The sequence below is a fragment of the Nonomuraea deserti genome, assembly GCF_004348685.1.
In the GTDB taxonomy this organism is placed as follows: Bacteria; Actinomycetota; Actinomycetes; order Streptosporangiales; family Streptosporangiaceae; genus Nonomuraea; species Nonomuraea deserti.
This window is the reverse complement of the sequence record NZ_SMKO01000300.1, coordinates 1-8,338: the sequence shown is the minus strand read 5'-3', so window position 1 is coordinate 8,338 and position 8,338 is coordinate 1. Positions and strand designations below refer to the sequence as shown.

General features: G+C 72.8%; 8 protein-coding genes and 1 pseudogene. 7 read left to right on the top strand and 2 right to left on the bottom strand.

From position 1 onward, the window contains the following. From E1292_RS48235 to E1292_RS48205, 7 genes are all read left to right on the top strand, one after another. Positions 1-976 (top strand): citrate/2-methylcitrate synthase (locus E1292_RS48235; protein WP_132606521.1); only part of this gene is annotated, 976 nt, incomplete at its 5' end. An 87-nt stretch (positions 977-1,063) separates the two neighbouring features. Continuing rightward, positions 1,064-1,441 carry a YbaB/EbfC family DNA-binding protein gene (locus E1292_RS48230; RefSeq protein WP_132606520.1) on the top strand — a complete coding sequence of 126 codons (378 nt, stop codon included), beginning with the start codon at positions 1,064-1,066 and terminating at the stop codon, positions 1,439-1,441. After that, positions 1,431-1,754 carry a hypothetical protein gene (locus tag E1292_RS48225; RefSeq protein ID WP_132606519.1) on the top strand — a complete coding sequence of 108 codons (324 nt, stop codon included), beginning with the start codon at positions 1,431-1,433 and terminating at the stop codon, positions 1,752-1,754. The genes E1292_RS48230 and E1292_RS48225 overlap by 11 nt, the downstream gene beginning before the upstream one ends. After that, complete coding sequence (locus E1292_RS48220; RefSeq protein WP_132606518.1) at positions 1,738-2,802, top strand: hypothetical protein; 1,065 nt, start codon at positions 1,738-1,740, stop codon at positions 2,800-2,802. The genes E1292_RS48225 and E1292_RS48220 overlap by 17 nt, the downstream gene beginning before the upstream one ends. 130 nt (positions 2,803-2,932) lie before the next feature. Continuing rightward, a complete protein-coding gene (locus tag E1292_RS48215) occupies positions 2,933-3,211 on the top strand; it encodes a hypothetical protein (protein ID WP_132606517.1) in 279 nt (92 codons plus the stop codon). A gap of 28 nt (positions 3,212-3,239) precedes the next feature. After that, entirely contained in the window at positions 3,240-3,431 is a 192-nt protein-coding gene (locus E1292_RS48210) for a hypothetical protein (RefSeq protein WP_132606516.1), read from the top strand. Continuing rightward, a complete protein-coding gene (locus tag E1292_RS48205) occupies positions 3,415-4,350 on the top strand; it encodes a hypothetical protein (RefSeq protein ID WP_132606515.1) in 936 nt (311 codons plus the stop codon). The genes E1292_RS48210 and E1292_RS48205 overlap by 17 nt, the downstream gene beginning before the upstream one ends. A gap of 122 nt (positions 4,351-4,472) precedes the next feature. Here the strand turns inward: E1292_RS48205 and E1292_RS48200 are convergent, their stop codons facing one another. Together E1292_RS48200 and E1292_RS48195 are read right to left on the bottom strand one after the other, a co-directional pair. Further along, positions 4,473-7,934, bottom strand: coding sequence for a coiled-coil domain-containing protein (locus tag E1292_RS48200; RefSeq protein WP_439331961.1), 3,462 nt, complete (start codon positions 7,932-7,934; stop codon positions 4,473-4,475). Positions 7,935-7,936: 2 nt separating this feature from the next. Continuing rightward, positions 7,937-8,338 (bottom strand): annotated as a pseudogene (locus tag E1292_RS48195) (hypothetical protein); the annotation flags it as partial.

Sequence of the window (8,338 nt, the reverse complement as noted above, 5' to 3'; positions counted from 1 at the left end):
GCCCTCACCCGCCCCCCTGCCCGGTGCCGCTTCGCCTCGTGAGGGTACGTCCCCGGCCGGCGCCGCCGGCGGTCACGGTGAGGAGCGGCCGGGCCCCGCGGCTCCCTCCGGCAGCGCGGTGTGGCGGTGCGAGCCGGAAGCGCTGCGGGCCGCCGTCGCCGCCCAGCGCGGGCTGCCGGAGGACCTGCTGCCGCTCGACCGCCTCCAGGTGATCGCCACCGTGCTGGGCGCATCCGACCCTCTCCGCCACCAGCTCGATCCCGCCTCCGTGACCGACACCGGCCGCCGCCTGATCGCCGGCCTGGTCGACGCCATGCCGCAACTCGGCGAGCCCCAGGGCGAGTCGATCGCCCAACGCCTCTGGTCCCGCCTGTGCCCGGCCCCGCCCGCACCCGGCCTGCTCCACGCCCTCCAGGCGGCCCTGGTGCTGCTCGCCGACCACGAACTGGCCGCCTCCACGCTGGCCGCCAGGGTCGCCGCCTCCGCGCGGGCGGACCCGTACGCCGTGGTCCTGACCGGCCTGGGAGTGCTGGGCGGCCCGTGGCACGGCGGTGCCTCGTACGGCGCGGAACGCCTGCTCGCCGAGGTCGCCGAGCCACGCCAGGCCACGCGGGCGATCACGGACCGCCTGCGCCGCGGCGAACGCGTCCCCGGCTTCGGCCACAGCATCTACAAGAACGGCGACGGCCGCGGTGGCGCCCTGCTGGACCTGGTCAAGGAGGCCGCGCCGGGGCACGAGCGGATCGCCGCGGGCACGGCCGTGCTGGCCGAGATGCGCCGCAGGCGGCTGCCGGAGCGCAACATCGACTTCGCCCTCGCCATCCTGGCCGCCGTCAGCGGCATGGTGAGCGGCTCGGGCGAGGCGATCTTCGCGGTGGCCAGGGCGGCGGGCTGGCTCGCGCACGCCATGGAGGAGTACGAGCGCGGCACCCTCCTCCGCCTGCGCGCCTCCTACACCGGCCCGCCGATCGCCTGACGCGCTGGGTGGGCATGCGGGCGCTGGGGCGGTTTAATGCTATGACCCAGATGTGTCAGAAGTGACGATTGAGACTGGAGTGATGACGTGCGAGCGGCGCCTGATGACGACCCGCCCACCGGAGCAGGGGAGGCCGCCGGTGGTCAGATCGGGGCGATCGTCGGGGAGGACGGCCTGCTGGCCAGGCTGAAGCTGGACCCGCGGGCCATGCGCCTCGGGTCGCACGAACTGGCCGGCCACATCGTCGCCGCCGTGCGCGCGGCGCAGCAGGACCGGCTGGCCCGGGTCGGCGAGCCCGCCACGCCCGCGGAGGAGGGCCCCGGCACGGAGGAGTTCATCCGCCGGGTCAACGACATGGAAGCGCAGGCGGCCAGCGATTTCGCCCGGTTGACGTCGAGTCTCGAGGAGATGTTGCGCCGCCTGGATGATCCGCCCTCAGGAAAGCTGCCCCGTGATGACAGATGAAGAGATCACCTGGGACGTCGCCGGCCGCGAAGCGTCCGCCCGGCAATTCCGGACGCTGACGGACGAGCAGCAGCAGGTCCACCAGGGCTTTCGCGGACAGATGGCGGGGAGCACGGGCCCGTTGCCCTACCCCGACTTCGCCGGCCCCTACCAGGAATACCTGGTCGCGCTGTTCGGCGGCTCCGCGGAGGTGATCGCCGGGCTCGGCGGGACGGGAGAGGGCCAGGCGCTGATGGCGGCGACGAACGCGCAGGCGGAGGCGGAGGCGGCGGCGATGAGCGAGGTGAGTGCCGATCATGGCCACCGGGCTTGAGGAGGCCGCTTTCGGCCTGCTGGGCGTTCCGCGCCCGCCGGACACCACAGAGCTGGAACGCCAGGCCGGCGTGCTGGAGTCTCTGGGCCGTTCGCAGGCGTCGGTCGCCGGTGAGGGCGGCCGCGCGTACCGGCTCGGCGGCGCGAACACGGGCGCGGCCACGGACGCGCTGGCCGAGCACGTGGCGGGACAGGCCGGTGTGCTGCGTCGCAGCACTGCCCAGGCGCAACTCGCCTCGCTCGGGGCGGGCGCCGCCCAGGTCGCGTGGAACACGGTCAAATGGGCCGGCGGCATCCTCGTCCGGCTGGCCGGGATGGCGGGCCTGGCCGCTCTCACGCCGCAGGGACGGGCGCTGATCAGGCGGCTGCTGCGGCCGGTCGCCCAGCGCATGCAGCAGTGGCTGCTCACCGCCACCCGGCTCATCGGACGGATCTACACCCGGCTCGCCGGGCGGCTCCGGGGAACGCCCGCCAAGCCGCCGGGCGCCGGGCAGTCGACGGCCGGCCGGACCGCGTCCGCCGTGCAGCGGGGAACGCGGCAGCATCCTGTCACGGCGGCGCGCACCGCGGCCATGCGTGCCGGCAACTCGACGGACCAGGCCGCCATGAGCATGAACTGGGCCGAGGAACGGCTGCGCCAGGTCGAAACGCAGGTGCGCAATGCCAGAAAAACGCTCGACACCGCGTACGTCCGCAACGGAACCGACGCCGCCACCACGACCCGGCTCAACGCACAAGGGCTGGCGAACCACCCCTATCTCGACGACATGGCTAAATGGAACCTGAGCCGGCAAGGAGATCAACTCCAACAGATCGAGACGCACCTCAGCAGGCACACCGCCGGCCACCTTGACGACGCCCGGCGGCACGTGGACGAAGGGCTCGGGATCGCAAGGGCCAACGGGCTGGACGCCTCCCACCTGGACGACATGCGGCAGCAGGTGAGCGACCTGACTTTCCGGCGCGCCGAACTGGCCGACCGCGCGTGGACCACCCGCATGGACATCAACGGTCCCTTCGAGATCCAGGACATGTACCGGATCGTGTGACCAGCGGACTGTGACGGACCGACTTATCGCGGGGCCCGCCCACGCAGACTCCCGGCCGCCGGGATCCACCCGCCGGGACGATGCGGTCCACGTACGCCGCGGGCGCCCGTATCGCACGCTGTGCTGGGTCGTGCCTATCGCGTACACGCTCTTCTACACGGCCACCACCTACTGCCTGGCGTACGGGACGTGCGTGCTGGAGATCCCGAAGACCACGATGCTCGCGCTCACCATGATCGGCGTGTTCATGGCGGCGGGCACCGTGGTCTCGGCGATGGTCCCCGACCGGCTGCGTCGGCGCTGCACCCTGATCGCGGGGCACCGGGGGTGCGTCGTGCGAGGGCTGGTGATGGTCATGCTGCTGCGTAGTCATGCGCACGGTGGAACCGGTTGGATCTGTTGGCTCTGATGTGTTAGAAGACTTCGGGACAGGAGTGATGGATGTGTGTGCGGCTCCCGACGACGACGCGCCGAGCGGTTTCGTGCGGTTGACGTCGAGTCTTGGCTGCTCCGCGGAGGTGATCGCCGGGCTCGGCGGGACGGGAGAGGGCCAGGCGCTGATGGCGGCGACGAACGCGGAGGCTGAGGCGATGAGCGAGGTGAGTGCCGATCATGGCTACCGGGCTTGAGGAGGCCGGTTTCGGCCTGTTGGGTGTTCCGCGCCCGCCGGACACCACCGAGCTGGAACGCCAGGTCGGTGTGCTGGAGTCTCTGGGCCGTTCGCAGGAGTCGGTCGCTGTCGACGGCGTCCGCGCGTACCGGCTCGGTGGCGCGAACACCGGTGCCGCCACGGACGCGCTGGCCGAGCACGTGGGCGGACAGGTCGGCGTGCTGCGCCGCAGTACCGTCCAGGCGCAGCACGCCTCGCTTGGAGCGGGCGCCGCCCGGGTCGCGTGGAGCACGGTCAAATGGGCCGGCGGGATTCTCGTCGGGCTGGCCGGGATGGCGGGCCTGGCCGCTCTCACGCCGCAGGGACGGGCGCTGATCAGGCGGCTGCTGCGGCCGGTCGCCCAGCGCATGCAGCAGTGGCTGCTCACCGCCACACGGTTCATCGGACGGATCTACACCCGGCTCGCCGGGCGGCTCCGGGGAACGCCCGCCAAGCGAGCCACGCAGGCGCAGGCCCGTGCCAGGTACTCCATCCAAGAAGCCAGGTCGAGAATCGGGAACGCCGAAACAGGGCTGGCACAGGCCCAACGGCGCCTGGGCGATGCCAAGATGACCCTCGAGGTCAGGCTGCGGGGCGCGTATGCGCGCGGAGAAATCAGCGAAGTCCAGAGAGCTCAACTCGCCAGGCAACCGCTGGCGGACCATCCGTATCTTGACGAACATTTCAACCGGCTTCTCAGACAGCGGACCGAGGAGCTGCGGCGGATCGACTCGCAGCTCGGGCCGGTGGCCGGACATCTGGATGACGCCGGCCGCAGGGTGAACGATGGGCTCGACATCGCCAAGGTGAACGGGCCAGACGCGTCCGAACTGCAGAAGCTGCGCGACGAGGTGAGCGACTTGCGACGCCGGCTTTCTCGACTTCGCATACCAGAATAACGTGGCAATCAGCGGACTCTCCAAAAGCTCACCCATGTACCGGATCTGAGGGCCGGCGGGCGCGGAGTGGGCACGTCCTGCAGCGGGTGAGCCTGCATGAAAACCTTGGCCGGCGATGGCGCTCACCCGGCCACGGCGCCGCGGTCCACGTACGCCGCGAGCGCCCGTACGCGCTCGCTGTGCTGGTCGTGCCCGACGATCACCGGCGGCTCGTTGTACGGCATCGCGTCGGACGACCGCCGCAACTTGATGTACTGGCCGCAGGCGTCGATCGCGTACGGCTCCATGTCGTCCTGCAACGCCCCGATCACCGTGATGCCGTACGTCTCCCCGATCCTCCTGAACAACGCCACCGCCTCCCTGCGGTGCTCCTTGCCCAGGTTGCGCCCCAACTCGTCGAGCACCAGGCACAGATGCCCGCCCCCGGACGAGGCGATGGCCGCCGCGCACACCAGCTTGACCGCCTTCTCGTCCATGAGCGCGGTGTTGGCCCGCCGGTTGTAGGGCACGAACCCCTGCCCCTCGCCGCGCCGCCACTTCGGCGTCACCCGCCACTGCCAGCGCTGCTCGGGATCGGCGGGCGCGGGCGGCACCGGGAACTCGAGGGTCGCGCCGTAGCCGCCGTACGAGGTGTCGAGCTTCTCGAACTCCTCGGCCACCCGCGTCAGCCGCGCCTTGATCGCCGCCGTCAGCGCGGCCCGGTGCACGGCCGTGGACTGCGCCGCCTCCTCGGCGCCCCTGGCCGCCGCCGCCAGGTCACGCTGCCTGGACACCAGCTGGGCCTCGATCTGCCGGCGCTGGTGGCGTTCGTACTCCTCCTGACCGCGCAGGTAGGACGCCAGCGACCCGCACACCGCCGCGAACGTCGCCTGCTCCCGCGCCGTGCTTCCGCCCCGCTCCTCCAGCAGGAACCGCAGCTCTTCCGGGACCTCCGCGTCGTCCTCGGGGAAGGTGTCGCGCAACGCCTGGTCGAGGTGGCGCTCGGCGATCCGCCACCACTCCTCGGCCGTGCGAGGCCGCTCCTCCTCGGGCAGCGCCGCCAGCCATTCGCGGGCCGTCTCGACCGTGCCGCCCCAGTCGGCGGCCAGCGCGTCGAGCTTGAGCGACTCGCGTTCGGCGGTGACCTTCGCCGCCTGGTCACGGGCCTGCGCCCGCTCGGCCTCGTGCCGCTGCCGCCGCCCCTCCAGGCGTTCGATCTCCATGTCCCGGGTGCGGGCGCGGAAGTCCAGCGCGCCCGCCTGCCGTTCGGCCTCGGCGACCTTCGGCGCGAGCTCCTCGATGGCGGCGTTGAGCTCGCCGAGCCTGGCCCGGCGCTCGCCCAGCTTCGCCTCCAGCTCGTCCAGGCGCACCCCCGCCCTGGCCCCCTCCAAACGGCGCTGCGCCTCGGCGACGGACTCCTCCCCGTCGCGCACGGCCTGCGCCGCCGTCTCCTGTACGTCCTTCGCCCGGTTGAGCCGCTGCTCGGCGGCCTTGATGCGGGCCTCCCGCCCGGTCGCCATCCCGTCGAACGCGCCGACGACGCTCACCCCTGCGGCACTGACCAGCACCGAACCCGGCAGCTCCGCCAGGGCCGCGGCGGCGGCGTCGAGCTGCGCCGCGTCCACGATCACCGCATGCTCGTTCGGCCACCCCCGCAGCTCACCCAGCGGGATCTCACCCAGCGGGGCTTCACCCGGTCGCCCGCCCTGCTGCCTGTCCTGCTGCCCGTCCTGCTGCCCGTCCTGCTGCCCGTCCTGCTGTCCGCCGGCCTTGCCATAACGCGCCTTGAGCGCGGCGCCCAGGTCTTCGGCATCGTCCGGCGCCTTCTGCCGGGCGGGCTCCTGGACGGGGCTCGCGGAGTCGCGGGCCTGCTCGGCCACGTCGAGGGCGTCGAGCAGGCCCGTCGCGCCGATGCCCGCCGCCGTCAGCGCGTTGAGCTGGGCCGCCGCCGGGCCGCCCTCCGCGTCGTCGAGCGCGGCCTGAGCGGACGACACCTCCTGGTCGGCCACCCCGAGCGCCTTGAGCGCCTCGTTCAGCCGCAGCCGCACCTCCCGCAGCTCCCGCTCGGCCGTGGGCACGTCACGCCCGTCCGCGAACCTGCGGCTCTCCTCCAGCGCCGGGATCAGCCCGCGCAACTCGTCGGCGGAGTTCTCCGCCACCGCGCGGTCGGCGTCCAGCTTCGCCGCTCGCGCCTGCATCGCCGCCAGTTCCTTGCGCGCCTGGGAGACCTGCCGGTCGAGGGTGTCCTCCCGCAGGGTCGTGATCTCCGCCTTGACCATGGCGATCGACTCGGCCGCGGCCTCGCCCGCCGCGAGGTGCCGCTCGAGGCCGGCGGCCAGGACGTCGTCCTTGCCCGCGGCGTCGGCCAGCTTGCGGGCCAGCCTGCCCCGCCAGCACCGCAACGCGTCCGCCAGCCGTACCCTCGCCTGGTCGCGCCGGTCGAACGTGGTCAGCAACGCCTTCGACTCCGACTCGAACTCGGCCAGCCGATCGGCGGCCTGCGCCGCGCGCACCCGCCTGGCGTGCTCGTCGCGCCGAGCCTCCCGCTCCTGCTCCAGCTCCGCGTCCAGGCCGGTGAGCGCGGCGATGGCCTCGAAGACGCGCTCGGGGGAGATCTCGTTGAGCGGCTGGGAGAGCAGGTTGGTCGCGACCTTGCTGCGTACGGACGTGGACAGGAACGACACGCACCTGACCCGGTCGCCGTAGAGCACCTTGGTCAGGTCGCGGGCCACGACGTCACGCCGCCCGGCCGACTTCGGCAGCGACGCCCAGATCTCGTCGGCGCGAGCTACCCGCTCGGCCTCCGAGGGGGACGCCGCCAGATGCACGCCCTCCCGCCACCTGATCTCCAGGTGGGGCGCCTCCTGGTTGACCTTGAGCCACACGGTCAGGGCCCCGCCGGAGGTGTCGGGCACCTCGAACAGCTCCGCGCTCGCTCCGGGATCCCCAAGAACGAACGCCCCCGCATCGGCCGCCGCACCTCCGGATGCGTGGAGGCCCGACGCCGCACCTTCGGACGCCGCACCTTCGGACGCCGCACCTTCGGACGCCGCACCTCCGGATGCGGAGAGGCCGGGCACCGTACCTCCGGACGCCGCGTCCCTGGATGCGGCACGGTCGGACGCCGCGCCGTCGGAAGTCGTGCCGTCGGTTGCGGTGTCGTCCAGGGAGGCGGACGTCCCGGCCGCCGAGGCATGGGCCGTGGGCGCGGCGCCGTGGCCCGCCGGGGCGAAGCCGTCCATGCCGGGCGGCCCGAACACGCCCACGATGTAGCCGTGGTCGGCGCTCGCCCACTGGCGGGACCCGGCGCCGCTGGCCAGCTCGGCGTTGAACAGCAGCTCCGACACCGCCTTCGCGCCCGACGCGAACCGCCACTGCTCATCACCGAGCAGTGCCGTGATCGAGGCGATAAATGATGACTTGCCCGCGCCGTTGGAGTCCTTGGGCCCGGCGCCGGCCACGACGATGAGCGTGCCGGGCACGGTGGGCACCGGATGGGTCGAGAGTCGCGAGATGTTGACCGCTTGCACGGCGATCAGTACGCGGTCTCCGACGACGTTCTCCACCTGCGACACTCGTACCCCCGTTACCCTTCCATCCGACATCTTCACCGCGCTGACCTGCGCGCGCGTACGGCCGCCGCCAGCGGGGTGCTCGGCCCGGCCGCCAGGATCAGCTCCTCCTGCAGGCGGCGCCGAGCCGCCGGAGTGAGCCGGTGGAACTGCGGCCCCGGCACGTAGCCGCCCGCCTCCTCACCGGCCTTCACCTGGCCCAGCAGGCCCGCATGCCGCAGCGCCCGCAACGCCGCCTCCAGCTCGCCGATCGGCAGCTGGGTGTGGCGGCGCAACTCGTCGACCGGGGTGGGGTGCGGTGACAGCCAGGAGTCCTCGGGCAGCAGCCCTTCGGCCCTCGGGATCGCCACGGAATGCACCAGGACGAGCGTCAGCACCGCACGCTCGCTCACTCCGAGCCGCGCCCCCGCCGGACCGCCGCCCCAGCCCGCCACCAC

What these genes read in the sequence shown, in the direction of transcription:
- E1292_RS48225 (WP_132606519.1), top strand. Translation starts at nt 1,431, where the DNA reads ATGACAGATGAAGAGATCACCTGGGACGTCGCCGGCCGCGAAGCGTCC.
- E1292_RS48220 (WP_132606518.1), top strand. Translation starts at nt 1,738, where the DNA reads ATGGCCACCGGGCTTGAGGAGGCCGCTTTCGGCCTGCTGGGCGTTCCG.
- E1292_RS48205 (WP_132606515.1), top strand. Translation starts at nt 3,415, where the DNA reads ATGGCTACCGGGCTTGAGGAGGCCGGTTTCGGCCTGTTGGGTGTTCCG.
- E1292_RS48200 (WP_439331961.1), bottom strand. Translation starts at nt 7,934, where the DNA reads ATGTCGGATGGAAGGGTAACGGGGGTACGAGTGTCGCAGGTGGAGAAC.
- E1292_RS48210 (WP_132606516.1), top strand. Translation starts at nt 3,240, where the DNA reads ATGGATGTGTGTGCGGCTCCCGACGACGACGCGCCGAGCGGTTTCGTG.